Annotated in this window: 17 protein-coding genes; 8 read left to right on the top strand and 9 right to left on the bottom strand. The window is 68.2% G+C overall.

Annotated features, from left to right (window positions below; all coding sequences use genetic code 11):
• Positions 1-6: 6 nt before the first annotated feature.
• From ntrX to dusB, 5 genes are all read right to left on the bottom strand, one after another.
• Positions 7-1,404: a nitrogen assimilation response regulator NtrX gene (gene ntrX / locus BM162_RS11945; RefSeq protein WP_093422140.1), complete on the bottom strand. Its 1,398-nt coding sequence runs from the start codon at positions 1,402-1,404 to the stop codon at positions 7-9.
• Between the two features lie 17 nt (positions 1,405-1,421).
• Positions 1,422-3,656 (bottom strand): sensor histidine kinase NtrY-like, encoded by a 2,235-nt coding sequence (locus tag BM162_RS11940; RefSeq protein ID WP_245759248.1) that lies wholly within the window; start codon positions 3,654-3,656, stop codon positions 1,422-1,424.
• Between the two features lie 98 nt (positions 3,657-3,754).
• Entirely contained in the window at positions 3,755-5,122 is a 1,368-nt protein-coding gene (locus BM162_RS11935) for a response regulator (protein WP_093422137.1), read from the bottom strand.
• A gap of 28 nt (positions 5,123-5,150) precedes the next feature.
• Positions 5,151-6,224 carry a two-component system sensor histidine kinase NtrB gene (locus tag BM162_RS11930; RefSeq protein ID WP_093422134.1) on the bottom strand — a complete coding sequence of 358 codons (1,074 nt, stop codon included), beginning with the start codon at positions 6,222-6,224 and terminating at the stop codon, positions 5,151-5,153.
• Positions 6,221-7,201, bottom strand: coding sequence for a tRNA dihydrouridine synthase DusB (gene dusB / locus BM162_RS11925; protein ID WP_093422132.1), 981 nt, complete (start codon positions 7,199-7,201; stop codon positions 6,221-6,223). The genes BM162_RS11930 and dusB overlap by 4 nt, the downstream gene beginning before the upstream one ends.
• Positions 7,202-7,393: 192 nt before the next feature.
• Between dusB and BM162_RS11920 the strand changes: the two genes are divergently transcribed.
• From BM162_RS11920 to BM162_RS11910, 3 genes are read left to right on the top strand one after another with little or no spacing between them, the layout of a single operon-like run.
• Positions 7,394-8,527 carry a bifunctional 2-C-methyl-D-erythritol 4-phosphate cytidylyltransferase/2-C-methyl-D-erythritol 2,4-cyclodiphosphate synthase gene (locus BM162_RS11920; protein ID WP_093422129.1) on the top strand — a complete coding sequence of 378 codons (1,134 nt, stop codon included), beginning with the start codon at positions 7,394-7,396 and terminating at the stop codon, positions 8,525-8,527.
• Entirely contained in the window at positions 8,524-9,018 is a 495-nt protein-coding gene (locus tag BM162_RS11915; RefSeq protein WP_093422127.1) for a phosphatidylglycerophosphatase A family protein, read from the top strand. Before BM162_RS11920 ends, BM162_RS11915 begins: the two co-directional genes overlap by 4 nt.
• Positions 9,015-9,482, top strand: a complete 468-nt coding sequence (locus BM162_RS11910; protein WP_093422124.1) for a CinA family protein — start codon at positions 9,015-9,017, stop codon at positions 9,480-9,482. Before BM162_RS11915 ends, BM162_RS11910 begins: the two co-directional genes overlap by 4 nt.
• 203 nt (positions 9,483-9,685) lie before the next feature.
• Here BM162_RS11910 and BM162_RS11905 read toward each other — a convergent pair whose 3' ends face one another.
• Positions 9,686-10,132, bottom strand: a complete 447-nt coding sequence (locus BM162_RS11905) for a type II toxin-antitoxin system RatA family toxin (protein ID WP_093422122.1) — start codon at positions 10,130-10,132, stop codon at positions 9,686-9,688.
• A gap of 67 nt (positions 10,133-10,199) precedes the next feature.
• On the opposite strand from BM162_RS11905, the gene hpt reads away from it, so the two are divergent.
• The 4 genes from hpt to BM162_RS11885 all read left to right on the top strand — a co-directional run bounded on the left by hpt (position 10,200) and on the right by BM162_RS11885 (position 12,454).
• Positions 10,200-10,736 (top strand): hypoxanthine phosphoribosyltransferase, encoded by a 537-nt coding sequence (gene hpt, locus BM162_RS11900; protein WP_093422119.1) that lies wholly within the window; start codon positions 10,200-10,202, stop codon positions 10,734-10,736.
• A 10-nt stretch (positions 10,737-10,746) separates the two neighbouring features.
• Positions 10,747-10,932 carry a hypothetical protein gene (locus tag BM162_RS11895; RefSeq protein WP_093422117.1) on the top strand — a complete coding sequence of 62 codons (186 nt, stop codon included), beginning with the start codon at positions 10,747-10,749 and terminating at the stop codon, positions 10,930-10,932.
• Positions 10,933-11,055: 123 nt separating this feature from the next.
• Positions 11,056-11,538 carry a c-type cytochrome gene (locus BM162_RS11890; RefSeq protein WP_093422115.1) on the top strand — a complete coding sequence of 161 codons (483 nt, stop codon included), beginning with the start codon at positions 11,056-11,058 and terminating at the stop codon, positions 11,536-11,538.
• 19 nt (positions 11,539-11,557) lie between these two features.
• The gene (locus BM162_RS11885) at positions 11,558-12,454 is read left to right on the top strand and encodes a cytochrome c (RefSeq protein ID WP_093422113.1); all 897 of its coding nucleotides are present in this window, start codon (positions 11,558-11,560) and stop codon (positions 12,452-12,454) included.
• A gap of 55 nt (positions 12,455-12,509) precedes the next feature.
• Here BM162_RS11885 and lipA read toward each other — a convergent pair whose 3' ends face one another.
• From lipA to BM162_RS22795, 3 genes are all read right to left on the bottom strand, one after another.
• On the bottom strand, positions 12,510-13,460 hold the full coding sequence (gene lipA / locus BM162_RS11880) for a lipoyl synthase (protein WP_093422110.1): 951 nt from the start codon (positions 13,458-13,460) through the stop codon (positions 12,510-12,512).
• Between the two features lie 84 nt (positions 13,461-13,544).
• On the bottom strand, positions 13,545-14,330 hold the full coding sequence (locus BM162_RS11875) for a CAP domain-containing protein (protein WP_093422108.1): 786 nt from the start codon (positions 14,328-14,330) through the stop codon (positions 13,545-13,547).
• Positions 14,331-14,524: 194 nt separating this feature from the next.
• The gene (locus tag BM162_RS22795; RefSeq protein ID WP_093422105.1) at positions 14,525-14,839 is read right to left on the bottom strand and encodes a hypothetical protein; all 315 of its coding nucleotides are present in this window, start codon (positions 14,837-14,839) and stop codon (positions 14,525-14,527) included.
• Between the two features lie 77 nt (positions 14,840-14,916).
• Between BM162_RS22795 and BM162_RS11865 the strand changes: the two genes are divergently transcribed.
• Positions 14,917-15,118: transposase (locus BM162_RS11865; RefSeq protein ID WP_143096146.1), on the top strand; the 202-nt coding region annotated here is incomplete at its 3' end.

Raw genomic sequence — 15,118 nt, 5'->3', positions numbered from 1 at the left:
ACCGTCTCAGGCGTCCTCGACCCGCGCGACGCGGCTGCCGGTCTTGCTGGCCGTCACCACGTTGAGCGACTTCAGCTTGCGATGCAGCGCCGAGCGTTCCATGCCAACGAACGTCGCGGTGCGGCTGATGTTGCCGCCGAACCGGTTGATCTGCGTCAGCAGGTATTCCCGTTCGAACAGCTCGCGTGCCTCGCGCAGCGGCAGGGTCGCCAGGCTGCCCGACAATACAACGCGCCCGTCCTCCTCGGGCGCCGCCGAGTCGTCGGGAAGCTCCGCTGCCGTGATCTCGCCCTTCTCGGGGCCAAGGATCAGCACCCGTTCGATCACGTTCTTCAACTGCCTGACATTTCCGGGCCAGACCATCGTCTGAAGGCGCGCGACCGCTTCCTCGCCCAGCGGGCGAAGCGGCAGCCCTTGCGTCTTGTTGAACTGCTCGATGAAGTGCTGCGCTAGTTCCGGAATGTCCTCGCGCCGGTCCTCGAGGCCGGGCACCGCGATCGGCACGACGGCGAGCCGGTGATAGAGCTCCTGCCGGAAGCGCCCCGCCTCGATCTCGGCGTCCAGGTCCCGCGTCGTCGACGAGATCACGCGCACGTCGACGCGCACCTTGTCGTTGCCGCCGGCGCGCTGGAACTGCTGGTCGACGAGCACGCGCAGGATCTTCGACTGCGTGCCCGGCGGCATGTCCGCCACCTCGTCGAAGAACAGCACGCCGCCATGCGCCTGCTCCAGAAGGCCGGGCTCGACGCCCCGCTCTGCGCTTTCGCGGCCGAACAGCACCTCTTCCATCCGGTCGGGCTCGACCGAGGCCGAGCTGACGACGACGAAGGGCTTGTCCGCCCGGTTCGAGTGGGCGTGGATGTAGCGCGCGGCGACCTCCTTGCCGCAGCCCGAGGGTCCGCTGAGCATCACGCGGCCGTTCGACTTCGTCACCTTTTCAAGCTGCGAACTCAATGCCTTGAAGGCCGCGCTTGATCCCACCATTTCGGCCGGATTGCCGTCGCGCCGCTTCAGTGCCGAGTTTTCGCGCCGCAGCCGCGACGTTTCCATCGCGCGCTGGATCACGACCATCAGCTGGTCGATGTTGAACGGCTTCTCGATGAAGTCGTACGCGCCCTGCTTGATGGCCGCGACCGCGATCTCGATGTTGCCGTGGCCCGAGATGATGATGATCGGGATATCCGGGTTGTCCCGCTTCACCTTCTTCATGATGTCGATGCCGTCCATCTGGCTGTCCTTCAGCCAGATATCGAGGATCATCAGCGCCGGCGGCTCGGTGTTGAGCTCGGCCATGCACTCCTCGGAATTGGCGGCGACGCGGGTGGCGAAGCCCTCGTCGCCCAGGATGTCCGAGATCAGCTCCCGGATGTCCCGTTCGTCATCCACGATAAGAATGTCGCCCATCTGTCTGTCCTCTCGCCTCAATTCCCTGTTGGTTCCGCCACCGGCAGACGGATCTCCGCCCGTGCGCCGCGATGCTGACCCTCGCCGAACGGCTCGGCATCGGTCAGCACCAGCGTGCCGCCGTGTTCCTCGATGATCTTCTTGACGATGGGCAGGCCAAGGCCGGTGCCCTTGTCGCGCGTGGTGACATACGGCTCGAACAGCCGCGCCCGGTCCTCGGGCAGGCCGACGCCGTTGTCCGAGACGGTGATCAGCGCTTGGCCCTCGCCCGTCTCCATACACACCCGGACCTCGGGCCGGTAATCCTCCGGCGCACCCTTTTCCTGAAGCGAATCCGTGGCTTCTGCCGCGTTCTTGATCAGGTTCGTCAACGCCTGCCCGATCATCGTCGCGTCCAGGTCGGCCGGAGTACCCTCCTCCGGCAGGTCCGCGGTGATGCTCACGTCCTCGCGTCCCGCCTGCTGAAGCGTCACCGCGTCGCGGACCAGCGCGGTCAGATCGTGCCGCCGCCGCTCGGGCTCGGGCATCCGCGCGAATTTCGAGAACTCGTCAACGATGCGCCGCAAGTCGTTGGTCTGCCTCACGATCACGCCGGTCATCTGCTCCAGCGCCCCGGCGTCGTCGCCCGCCACCTTTCGGAACTTGCGCTGGATGCGCTCGGCCGATAGCTGGATCGGCGTGAGCGGGTTCTTGATCTCGTGCGCGATGCGCCGCGCCACGTCGCCCCAGGCCGCCATCCGCTGCGCCGCGACCAGGTCGGTGACGTCGTCGAAAGCCACGACGTAGCCCTCGAGCTTGCCGTCCTCGGCCCGCCGCGTGGCCATCCGAACTAGCAGGCTTTCCAGCTTGCCCTCGCGGGTGACGCGGATCTCTTCCTGCGCCACCTCGGCCTTGGTCGAACGCAGGCGCTCGAACAGCTTGCCGAACTCGGGCACCGCCACCGACAGCGGCGTGCTCTGCCCCTGCCCGCGGTCGAGGCGCAACAATCGCTCGGCCGAGCGGTTCACGAAGGTCACCCGCCCCTTGGCATCGAGCCCCACGACCCCCGCCGTCACCGACGACAGCACCGAATCGAACAGCCGCCGACGCCGTTCGATCTGCGCCGTGTTCGCCATGAGCGTGTCCCGCTGCGCCTTGAGCTGCCGGGTCATCTGGTTGAACAATCGGCCCAGCATGGCGATCTCGTCGTCGCCGTCCTCTTCCCGCACACGCACGTCCAGGTCACCAGCACCGACCCGCTGCGCCGCGCCCGCCAGCCGGCCCACCGGTTGCGACAGCCGCTCGGCGAACCACAGGCCCAGCCAGATCGAGGCGAGGATCAGGATCACCGCGAAGCCCAGGTACAACAGCCCGAACTCGAACAGGATGCGGCCCCGCTCGTTCTCGAGCTGCTGGTACAGCCGCACGGTCTGCTGGGTATCGTCGAGCAGCGACAGGATTTCTCCGTCCACCGCGCGGGTGACATAGAGATACCGGTCGCCGACACCGCGCAGCCCGACGAGCGCGCGGAACTCGTTGAGGTCCCAGTCCTCGATGACGACCGTCTCGCCCGCGCGGGCGCTTTGAAGCTGGTCCTGCGTCGGTTCCTCGTAATCGAAAAGGTAAGACCTTTCGCCGCGCGCCCGGATCTCGCCCGACCCGTCGATGACATAGGCCTCGCGCAGGCCCCGCTGCACCTGCGCCTGCCCCTGCGCGAGTATCTGGCGCATCTCGCCGTCGGTGGTGAAGAAACTGCCGCCGGTCGCCGCATACAGGAACGCCGCCAGCGCCTCGGCGTCGGTCTCCAGATCCTGGCGCTGCTCGTCCTCGTACGCCTCGGCGGCGGCGAGCGAGGCCCCCACCACGTTGCGCACCCTGTCCGAGAACCAGCCTTCGAGCCCGACATTGATGGTGATGGCGGCAAAAACGGCGACGGTGACAGTGGGTAGAAGCGCGATCAGCGCAAAGACCCCGGTCAGCCGCAGGTGCAGGCGCGAGCCCGCGGATTGTGCCCGGCGCGCCGCGATCATCCGGGCGATCGTGCCCAGGACCAGCGTCGCCAGCACCAGCACGTAGACCAGGTCGGCCAGCAGGACGAGCCGCAGCGACAGCGTCGACGCACCGCCCAGCATCGGGCCGAGCACGGCAAAGGTGGCAAGCGTCAGGACCGGGCCCAGCATGACCAGTCCCAGCGTCGCCGCGTTCTGCACCCGGCGTCGGCGCCTGAGGCGCGCCAGCCGTTCCCATGTGGCCGCCCGCAACGGGACTGTCACAGCGTCACCCCCAATCGATGTGCCGCTTTACGCGGCTACCGCTCAATGTTGTGGCCCCGCGCGGGATGACGCCCCGGGGCCACTGTTATGTTGCGGTTTTACATCAACTTGCGACGCCGTGTCACGTGAATATCGAGGTCGGTGATCTTCTTGCGCAGCGTATTGCGATTGATTCCAAGAAGGTCGGCACATTTCGCCTGATTTCCGGCGGTTGCGTCCAGCGCGATCTCGATCAACGGCGCCTCGACCTCGCGCAGAATTCGCTGGTAAAGGCCCGGCGGCGGCAGAACTCCGCCGTGCAGGTCGAAGTAACGACGCAGGTGCTTGCCGACCGAAGCCGACAATTTCTCACCCTCGCCCCCGCCCACAAGCGGCTCCATCGCCGGCTGGTTGCCCAGCACCAGTTCGGCCTCCGCCCGGCTGATGTCCTCCTCGCCGCCGGTGACGACAAGCCGGCGCACCGTGTTCTCTAATTGCCTGACATTCCCGGGCCAGGAATACGCGCGGATCAGGTCCAGCGCGTCGTCGCCGAACCGGCGGGCGGGCAGCCCGTCCCGCTCGGCCCGCGCCAGGAAATGTTCGGCCAGAAGCGGGATGTCGTCCACGCGCTCGCGCAGCGACGGCACCGTGATCGTCACGCCGCCGAGGCGATAGAACAGGTCTTGCCGGAAGGCGCCCGCCTCCATCTTCGCCGCCAGGTTGGCCTGGCTCGTGGCCATCACGCGCGGCGCGGTATCCGTGAAACTGTCGAGCATCCGCACGATCCGCGCCTGCGCATCGTCGTCCAGATCGCCCACCTCGTCGAACAGGATCGAGCCGTTGCGCGCCCGGCTCAGGATGGTCGACGGCCCCTCCATCGTCGCCAGATCCGCCGCCCCCACCACCACGAAGGGCAGCGTACGCCGGTCCGAGAAGTCGTGAATGGCCCGCGCGATCAGCGACTTGCCGGTGCCGGACTCGCCCGTCACCAGCACCGGCAGGTCGGTGTTCATCACCCGTGCCACCAGCCGGTAAAGCGCCTGCATCGCCGGCGTGCGCCCCACCAGCGGCAGGTCGTCCGAGGGCAGCTCGGACGCCTCGCGCCGGGGCGCAGGCGCACGGCGCTTCACCTCGAGCGCGCGCGCGGCCCGCTTCATCAGGTCCGGCAGGTCGAACGGCTTGGGCAGGTAGTCATAGGCCTCTTTCTCGGCCGCCTGGATCGCCGTCATGATCGTGTTCTGCGCCGAGATCACGATCACGGGCAGCCCCGGCCGCTGCTCGCCGATCCTGGGCAGCGCGTCCAGCCCGTTCCCGTCGGGCATCATCACGTCCGAGATGACCAGATCGCCCTTGCCTTCCTCGACCCAGCGCATCAGCGTCACCAGGCTCGACGTGGCGTGGACCTTGCAGCCCGCCCGCGTCAGCGCCTGCGTGAGCACCGTGCGGATCGTGCGGTCGTCGTCGGCGACCAGTACCGTGCCGTCCATCAGCGCAACTCCTCGAAAATGAAATGCCTCATGCCTCCGGCTCCTTCGGGGCCACCGGCAACGAGATGCGGAACGCCGTGCGCCCCGGCACCGAATCGACCGAGATCCAGCCCTCGTGTTCGGAGATGATCTTGGACACCAGCGACAGCCCCAGCCCGGTGCCGTTGTCCCGGCCCGAGACGAAGGGCTCGAAGATGTCGGCCTCGATGTCGGGCGGCAGGCCCGGGCCGTCGTCTATGATCTCGACCTGCAGCGGCAGCGCCGCGCCACTGCCGTCCTTGCGCCGCAGCCGCAGGGACAGGTCGTAGAAGGTGCGCAGCCGGATGGTGCCGCCGTCCTTGCCCGCCGCCTCGGTCGCGTTGCGCAGAAGGTTCAGGAACACCTGAAGCATCTGGTCGCCGTCGACATGGGTGGGCGGAAGCGAAGGGTCGAATTCCTCTATGAACTTCATGTTGGCGGCGAAGCCCACCGCGGCTGTCTTGCGCGCCCGGTCCAGCAGGTCGTGCACATTGATCGACTTGCGCTTGGGCGGGCGAAGGTTGCCGAACTGCTCGACCTGCTCCAGCAGCGCTACGATGCGCCGGCTCTCGGCCACGATGAGGTCCGTGAGCTCCAGGTCCTCCTCGCTCAGGTTCATGCTCAGAAGCTGCGCCGCGCCGGTGATTCCCGCCAGCGGGTTCTTGATCTCGTGCGCCAGCATCTCGGCCATGCCGATGGCCGAGCGGGCCGAAGACTTCACCTGCTGCGCCCGGCCCAGCCGGTCGGCCAGTTCGCGCGGCTCCATCAGCACCAGCACGAAGCCCGGCATCCCGATCATCGGGGCGATCTGCATGTTGCACTCGACCGGCGCGCGGTTGCCGCCCGACACGTCCACGTTGTTGATGAACAGCGCCGAGTGGTCGTTGCGCACCCGGCCGAAGGCATCATCGAGCGGCGCGTCGATGGCCAGCTTGTCGAAGACGGGCGACCCCCGCAGCGCGCGGGCCGAGGCGTTCAGGAACTGCTCGGCCGCCGGGTTGATCTCGGAGATGATGTCGCCGGGATCCAGCAGGAAGGCCGGGACCGGCAAGGAGGCCCAGAGCGTATCGGACATCGCGTTCATGCCGCCACCGCCTCTGCCGTCAGCGCCCGCGGCAGAAGCCGCAGCACCCGCTTCGGGTCGCGCTCGGTCAGCACCGCCTTGCGCGCGGCGGCGGGCGTGCCCGCCCGGTCCATGTACCAGCCCAGATGTTTCCGGATCACCTTCGCCCCCAGCTCCTGTCCATAGAAGGACAGCGAATCCTCGTAATGCGCCGACACCATGTCGGCGAACGCATCCCCGTGCGGCACGCGCGGGCGCGGCAGCCCGTGCAACTCGGCCGCCACCTGCGCCAGCAGCCACGGCCGCCCCTGCACGCCGCGCCCGATCATCACCCCGTCCCCGCCCGAGGCCGTCAGCGCCGCCCGCGCGTCGGCGGCCGAGCAGATGTCGCCATTGGCCACCACCGGGATCGTCACCGCCTGCTTCACGCGGGCGATTGCCGCCCAGTCGGCGCGGCCCTTGTAGAACTGGCAGCGTGTGCGCCCGTGAATGGCGACCATCCGCACGCCCGCCTCTTCCGCCCGACGCGCCACGTCGGGCGCGTTCAGGCAGTCGTCGTCCCAGCCCAGCCGCGTCTTCAGCGTCACCGGGACAGTGACCGCGCCGACCACCGCCTCGATCAGGCGCAGCGCGTGGTCGGGCGTGCGTAAGAGCGCCGAGCCCGACATGCCGCCCGTCACCTTCTTGGCCGGGCAGCCCATGTTGATGTCGATGATCCGCGCGCCGTTCGCTTCGACCATGCGCGCGGCCTCGGCCATCCAGCCGGGCTCGCGGCCGGCAAGCTGCACCGCCGTGTTCTGAAGTCCGAAGCCCAACTCGGCGCGTTCGCGTACGCCGGGCTTTGCCTGCACCATCTCCTGGCTCGCGACCATCTCGCTCACCACCAGCCCCGCGCCGAAGGACGCGACGAGCCGGCGGAACGGCAGGTCGGTGATCCCCGCCATGGGCGCGAGGAGGACGGGAGGGTCGATGCTGCGGTCGTCAAGCGTCAGGACCAAGATGCCTAATCCTTGTGCATATGCCTTACCGGCTATCAAGCGTGCCGGAGCGAGGCAATTTCATGGGGCGGCGGATGTCGCGAAAAACATGCATTGCCTAAAATATAGGCGCTCTGACGGGCTTTCAGGCCCCGCATTGTCACGCCGCGCCTCAGGTCATACAGAAAGGCAGGTTTGACAAGGGGACTCGCCGTGACCACAGCCGCCGTGATCGTCGCAGCCGGGCGCGGCACCCGCGTGGGCGGACCGGTTCCAAAGCAGTGGCGCATCCTGCGCGGCCGCACCATCGTCGCGCGCACGCTCGACGCGCTGCGCGCCGCCGGGATCGACCGCATGGTGCTGGTCCTGCATGCGAGCGAGATGCACCGCGCCACCGAATTCGACCTCTCCGGCCTCACCGCCGTGCCGGGCGGCGCCACACGCGCCGCCAGCGTGCGTGCGGGGCTCGAGGCGCTGGAGGGCGAAGGCGTCACCCGTGTCCTGATCCACGACGTCGCGCGCCCGCTGGTGCCGGCCGTGGTGGTGGCGCGCGTGGTGAAGGCGCTCGACACCCACGACGGCGCAGCCCCTGCCCTACCCGTCACCGACGCGCTCTGGACCGGCGAGGACGATATCGTCACCGGAACCCGCGACCGCTCGGGCCTGTTCCGGGCGCAGACCCCGCAGGGCTTCCGCTATGACGCCATCCTCGCCGCCCACCGCGCCCATCTCGGCGACGCGGCGGACGATGTCGCGGTGGCGCGCGCCGCGGGACTGCCCGTCGCCATCGTCAAGGGCGACGAGCGCAACCTGAAGATCACCACCGAGGGCGACTTCGCCCGCGCCGAAGCGCTCATGGAGGAGCCTATGGACATCCGCACCGGCAACGGCTTCGACGTGCACGCGTTCGAGGACGGCGACCACGTCATGCTCTGCGGCGTGCGCGTGCCGCACGACCGCGCGCTCAAGGGCCATTCGGACGCCGACGTGGGCATGCACGCCGTCACCGACGCCATCTACGGCGCGCTGGCCGAGGGCGACATCGGCCGCCACTTTCCGCCGTCCGACCCGCAATGGAAGGCCGCCGCCTCGCACATCTTCCTGTCACACGCGGTCGAACTGGCGGCGTCCCGCGGCTACCGCATCACCAACGTCGACTGCACGATGATCTGCGAGCGGCCCAAGGTCGGCCCGCACGCCCCCGCGATGATCGAAGAGATGGCGCGCATCCTGCTGATCGAGCCGGACCGCGTCAGCGTGAAGGCGACCACGTCCGAGCGGCTGGGTTTCACCGGGCGCGAGGAAGGCATCGCCGCCATCGCGACCGCTACGCTGGTGAAGCCATGAACCGCCTGATCGCCACCTTCTTCTATACCGGCCTGCTGAAGCCCGGCCCCGGCACCTGGGGCTCTGCCGCCGCGATCCCGGTGGCGTGGCTTTTGCACTGGGCCGGCGGATTTCCCTTGCTTGCGCTCGCCACCGTGCTGGTCTTCGCGCTCGGCACCTACTCGGCCAAGGCCGAAAGTGCGCGGCTGGGCGTGCACGACCCCTCCGAGATCGTCATCGACGAGGTCGTGGGCATGTGGATTGCGCTCTGGCCTCTTTCGGCCGGGCTCTGGCACGCGGGCGTGGCGGGATACGTCTTCCCCTGGCCCGGCTGGGTCGGCGGCTTCGTGATGTTCCGGCTATTCGACATCTACAAGCCGTGGCTCGTGGGCCGCGCCGACCGGCGAGGCGACATCTGGGGGCTGATGCTGGACGACGTGATTGCGGGCGTCTTCGCCGCCGTGGTCGTGGCAGCAGCGGCCGCCGTATCGCACGGGGTGCTGATGCAATGACGCTGGCCGAAACCGTGCTTGCGCGCGCCAAGGCCAAGGGCGCGACCGTCGCCACCGCCGAAAGCTGCACCGGCGGCATGATCGGCGCGGCGATCACCGACGTGGCGGGGTCCTCGGCGATCTTCGACCGGGGCTACATCACCTATTCCAACGAGGCCAAGATCGAAATGCTGGGCGTCTCGGCCGACACCCTCGCCGCCCACGGCGCGGTGAGCGAAGAGATCGCGCGCGAGATGGCCGAGGGCGCCCGGCGCGCGGGCGCGACCCTCTCGGTCTCGGTCACCGGCATCGCCGGGCCCGGCGGGTCCGAGTTCAAGCCCGAGGGCCGGGTGTGCTTCGGGTTGGCGCAGGATGGAGCGCCGACGCGGACACAGACGGTGGAGTTCGGCGCGCTCGGCCGCGCAGTGGTGCGAGAGAAGAGTGTCGAGCACGCCTTGCGGATGCTGATCGACGCGCTGACCTGACTGACGGGTCGGACGATTGCGCGGGCCAGCGGACCGGGCAGCGCCCGCCCTCCCCACGGCGGGCACTTTCGCGCCCACCAGGGCGGGCCCTTCCCTGATCGTGCGTCTTGGTCGGCAGGACGTCCGACACGTTAGTTACACCTGCAACTGTTTGGCAATTGCAGCGCAGAAAGTTGCACCTGCAACGGTTACACCCGCAACCGTTAGCCGTAAAGCTCGGCCGCACGCCGTTCGAAGGCGCGCACGATGCGCTGCATGGCGTCGTAGAAGAACATCCCCGCCGCCCCTTGCAGGATGCGGTTCTTGAATTCGAAGTCGACGAAGAAGTCGACCTCGCACCCGCCCTCTGGCAGATCGCGAAAGCCCCATTTCGACACCATGTGGTGGAACGGGCCCTCCAGGTACTCGGTGTCGATCTTCATGTCCTCGGGCCACAGCGTCACGCGGCTGCCGAAGCGTTCGCGGAACACCTTGAACGATATCACCAGGTCCGCCTCCATCACCTCGTGATCGTCCACGGGCCGGACCGAGCGCACCCGCGCCGCCGCGGTCCAGGGCAGGAACTCGGGATATTTCTCCACATCCGCCACCAGATCGTACATCTGCTGGGCGGTATACGGCAGTTTGCGGGTTTCGGCGTGTGTCGTCATGGCGTATCTGAGCTGCGAACGTTCGCTGCCATGTCGGCCATAGGGGCCGTGAAATCAAGGGGAACCCATGACGCAGCCGCCCTATGTCATCGACGAGATGATCTCGGCCAAGACCATCGCCGCCCGGATCGAGGACCTCGCCAAGGAGATCGAGACCGCCTTCGCCGGCACGGAAAAGCTGGTCGTCGTGGGCCTTCTGCGGGGCTCGTTCGTGTTCATCGCCGACCTCGTGCGCGAGCTCGACCTGAACGTCGAGGTCGACTTCCTCGAGGCATCGTCCTACGGCGACGCGATGGAAAGCTCGCGCGAGGTGCGCATCCTCAAGGACCTGCGGGGCGAGATCAACGGACGCGACGTGCTGGTGGTCGAGGATATCGTCGACACCGGCTTCACGCTGCACCATGTCGTGGGCCTTCTGCGCTCGCGCAAGCCCAAGCGGCTGGAAACCATCGCGCTGCTCGACAAGCCGTCGCGCCGCGAGGTCGACATCAAGGCCACCTGGACCGGTTTCCAGATCCCTGACGAGTTTGTCGTCGGCTACGGCATCGATTACGCGCAGCGCAATCGCAACCTGCCCTTCATCGGCAAGGTGCGGTTCACCTGAGGCCGCTGCCGTGCTGAACATCGCCTGGCTCTTGCGGGCGTCGAGATGGGCGCGCAATCCGCCCTCGGCGAAGCGGGTGAAACTGGTCGTCGGGGTCATCGCGGTCTGCGTCGCGCTTTTCGCGATCGAGCGGTTGGTGGGCTGGCCCGACTGGCTGACCGTCAACGGCCCCTCGCGCGGCGTTCCGCTTCGCTGAGCCCCGCGCGCGCCTCGGCCGCACCGTCGTCGTTCACTCCCCGCAAATGCGGGATGGCCAAACGCTGACGCCACGTTATCCTGACGTCAGCAACAGGTCCAACGTGACGACAGGGAGCCAGCCATGCTGAACACGCGTCTTCTCGCCGCGGCCGGAGGTCTTGCCGCCGCCATCGCCGCCAACGCCAGCCTCGCCGAAAGCCACATAGATCCGGCCATCGAGGCTGCGGTGAAGGCACGGCAGGCGCACATGACGCTCTATTCCTTCAACCTCGGGCTGCTGGGCGGCATGGCAAAGGGCGAAATCGAGTACGACGCCGACACCGCGTCCTCGGCCGCCTCCAACCTCGCCCGGCTGGCGGGGATGAACCAGGGGCGTTACTGGCCCGAGGGCTCCAGCATCGACGACATCGAGAACACGCGCGCCCTGACCGCGATCTGGACCGAAGGGTCCGAGGTCATGACCCACGTGGACACGCTGGTCAAGGCGGCCGCGACGCTCGAAGGGGCGGCGGGCGAAGGGCTGGACCCGCTGCGGGGGGCGCTGGCCGAAGTCGGCCGCGCCTGCGGCGGCTGCCACGAGGATTACCGCCAGTCGGACGACTGAGCGCGCCGCGTCCACGCCCATGCCGCCGATCCTGCGCTGGACCCTTGCGCTCGCCGTCCTCGGGATTGCCGCCGGGTGGCTTCTCACCCGGCCGCAAGGCTTCGAGGCCGCCGCGCTCGATGGTGTGTCGGCCGACGTGGCCCACGGCGAGCAGGTCTTCCTCGCCGCCGGCTGCGCATCGTGCCACGTGGCGCCGGAGGCGGAGGCCGAGGATGGCGCGCCGCGCGTCCTGTCGGGCGGACAACGCTTTGCCTCGCCCTTCGGCACTTTCCTCGCGCCCAACATTTCGCCCCACCCAGTGCACGGCGTGGGCGGCTGGAGCGACGCCGAGCTGGTGACGGCGATCATGCACGGCGTCTCGCCTGACGGCGCGCACTATTACCCCGCCTTCCCGTACGCCGCCTATGGCAGGGCCGAGCCTGAAGACATCCTGTCGCTCATCGCCTACCTCCGCACGCTGCCGGAAAGCGACGTGCCGAGCCAGCCGCACGAGGTGGGCTTTCCCTTCAACATTCGGCGCGGGCTGGGGCTGTGGAAACGGCTCTTCGTACCCGAGGGCTGGGTGGTCGACGCCGCGCGCACTCCCGAGGCGGCCCGGGGCCGCTATCTGGCCGAGGCGCTGGCCCATTGCGGCGAGTGCCATACGCCGCGCAACGTGCTGGGCGGGCTCGACACCGATCGCTGGCTGGCGGGCGGACCGAACCCGGCCGGAGAGGGCCGGATCCCCAACATCACGCCGGGCGGGCTGGACTGGTCGGAAAGTGACATCGTCGCCTACCTCACCACCGGGTTCACGCCCGAGTACGACACGGCGGGGGGCGAGATGGTGGCGGTGATCGAGAATCTGTCGCAGTTGCCCGAGGCCGACCGGCAGGCCATCGCCGCCTACCTCAAGGCCGTATCGCCGGTGGAGTGACCGCGCGGAGAGTACGGAGACACGACCGTTCAGGAATAGGTCGTGTCCCTCGATCTCAGGCGCCGAGGCGCTTCAGCCGTGCCTCGCGCAGGCGCGCGAAGTCGTCGCCGGCGTGATAGGACGAGCGGGTCAGCGGCGTGGCCGAGACCATCAGGAAGCCCTTGCCATAGGCGGACTTCTCGTACGCCGCGAACTCGTCGGGCGTCACGAAGCGGTCCACCGCGTGGTGCTTCGGCGTCGGCTGGAGGTACTGGCCGATGGTCAGGAAATCCACGTCGGCCGCGCGCATGTCGTCCATCACCTGGCGCACCTGCTCGCCCGTCTCGCCCAGGCCCACCATGATGCCGGACTTGGTGAACATCGCGGGGTCGATTTCCTTCACCCGCTGGAGAAGCCGCAGCGAGTGGAAGTACCGCGCGCCGGGCCGGACGGACGGATAGAGCCCCGGCACCGTTTCGAGATTGTGGTTGAACACGTCGGGCTTGGCGGCGACCACGGTCTCAAGCACCGAAGGATCGCACTTCAGGAAGTCCGGCGTCAGGATCTCGATCGTTGTGCCCGGCGACTGTCGCCGCACGGCGCGGATGGTCTGGGCGAAATGCTCGGCCCCGCCATCCTCGACATCGTCGCGGTCGACGCTCGTGATCACGACGTGGTTCAGGCCCAGCTTCTTGACCGCGTCGGCCACGCGCCCCGGCTCGAACACGTCGAGCGCGTCCGGCCGGCCGGTCGCCACGTTGCAGAAGGTACAGCCGCGGGTGCAGATCTCGCCCATGATCATCATGGTGGCGTGGCCCTGGCTCCAGCACTCGCCGACATTCGGGCAGCCCGCCTCTTCGCACACCGTCGAAAGCCGGTGCTCGCGCATGATGTTGCGCGTCTCGATGTATCCCTTGCCCGAGGGCGCCTTGACGCGGATCCAAGACGGCTTCTTGGGCTGGGCGTTGTCGGGGCGGTGCGCCTTCTCGGGGTGGCGCTGACCGGGAATCTTCAGGTCTCGCGGCATGATATCCTCGCTTTGCCCCTACCTAGGGGCATCCGCCGCGATTGTCCATGTGCGCGGCGACGCAGGCCGCCGCGCACATGGTTTTCAGACGAAGGCGGACCAGACGTCGTCGTTCGAGCCGCCCAGCAGGTCGAGCCAGACGAACCACGGATTATCGAAAGCCGTGTCCGCCTCGTGGCCCCATGCAGGTTCGTCCGCGTCCACGGGCTGCGCCTCGACCACCTCGGCCGGCTCCTCGACTTCGGCGACGGGCGCCTCGTTGAAGACGATCTCGTCGGGCTCGTTGTTCACTTCATCGTCCCTGCTTGCCTGCGCGAAGCGGTCCTGCCACGGGCGGGCCTCCGGCTGCTGCGGCTCGGGCGCGGGCTGGGTGTCGGTCTCGGCCACCACCGGCGCGGCCGGTTCTTTGCCGGTATCCAGAGCCACGGTCCCGTCGGTCCGTGCGAAGTTCTGCGTGACCATGACCGCGTCCCAGCCTTCGAAGTCGCCTTCGGCGACGCCGATCCCCACGTAGTCGAAGTCGGGGTTCAGGATGTTGGCGCGGTGGCCCGGGCTGTTCATCAGGCTCTCATGCAGGTCGGCCACATCGTCCGAGATGCCGGGATCGCCCCGTTCGCTCTGCCACGCGACGTTTTCGCCCCAGCCCCAGCTTCCGTCGAACTCGAAGCCCGCCGCACCCATACGGTCCCCGGCGGATGAGCCCCCTTCACCAGTGTGCGAGAACACGTCCGCGTCGAGCATCCAGTCGCTGTGGGTCTCGGCCGAAGCGTTCAGCCGCGTTTCCAGTTGCAGCGGCGCGACACCTGCCTCGCGCCGCTCTTCGTTCATGAGGTCGAGCATCTGGCGCTCGAAGTCGTTGGCGATTGCCATGGTCGTCTCCGTCTCTGACCTTTGCAGAGCCGGAGGTGCCGCGCCGCGGCACTGCATTGAAGACGGCTGGCCGAGATGCGGCCGGATCGGCGCCGCGCTGCCATCGCCCCTGCGTCAGGATTGGCGGGACGCCGCCTGATCAGACTTCGCATCGACGTCCCGCCCGGCGACGGCGAAAAGCCGCCGGGCTCACGTCACTCCCCCGCGTCGTTCACGCCGAGGATGACGCGGATGCGTTCGAGGATGGCGGCCAGTTCGGCGGGATCGTCCTGCGCCTCGGCCAGCTCCTGAAGGATCAGCGCCCGCTCGACATCCTCGATCTCGGCCCGCTGCTCGACCAGCAGGCGCACGCGCTCGGGGTCGTAGCCCTCGGGCGACAGGACAGTCAGCATGGCCTCGTCGTTCAAGTCCGGCGAGGCGGCACCGACCGATCCGGTGATCTCGGCAGCCTCCCCGGCCTCGTCCTGCGCGGCGATCGCGGGGGCCTCGCCCGCGTCGATCGCCTGCACCGCCTCGTCGGTGAGGTGGTCCCCAAAAACCGGACGCTCGGCTAAGCTTGCCGCCAACGATGACAAGGACGAACAGCGTGGCTGGCAAACGGAAGAACTACGGTGCCGAGTTCAAGGCGAAGGTGGCGCTCGAGGCCATCCGAGGTGAGATGACGGTCGCCGAACTGGTGGCGAAACACGGGGTGCACCAGACCCTGATCAACTCTTGGAAGCGGCAGGCGCTCGAGGGCATGTCGGGGATTTTCTCGGGAAAGGCCGAGGTGAAGGCCGCCGAGAAGG

Origin of the sequence: Tranquillimonas alkanivorans, from assembly GCF_900115595.1 — a bacterium.
GTDB lineage: Bacteria > Pseudomonadota > Alphaproteobacteria > Rhodobacterales > Rhodobacteraceae > Tranquillimonas > Tranquillimonas alkanivorans.
Note: the sequence above shows the minus strand (reverse complement) of the source record. Positions and strands in the feature narration are given on the sequence as shown.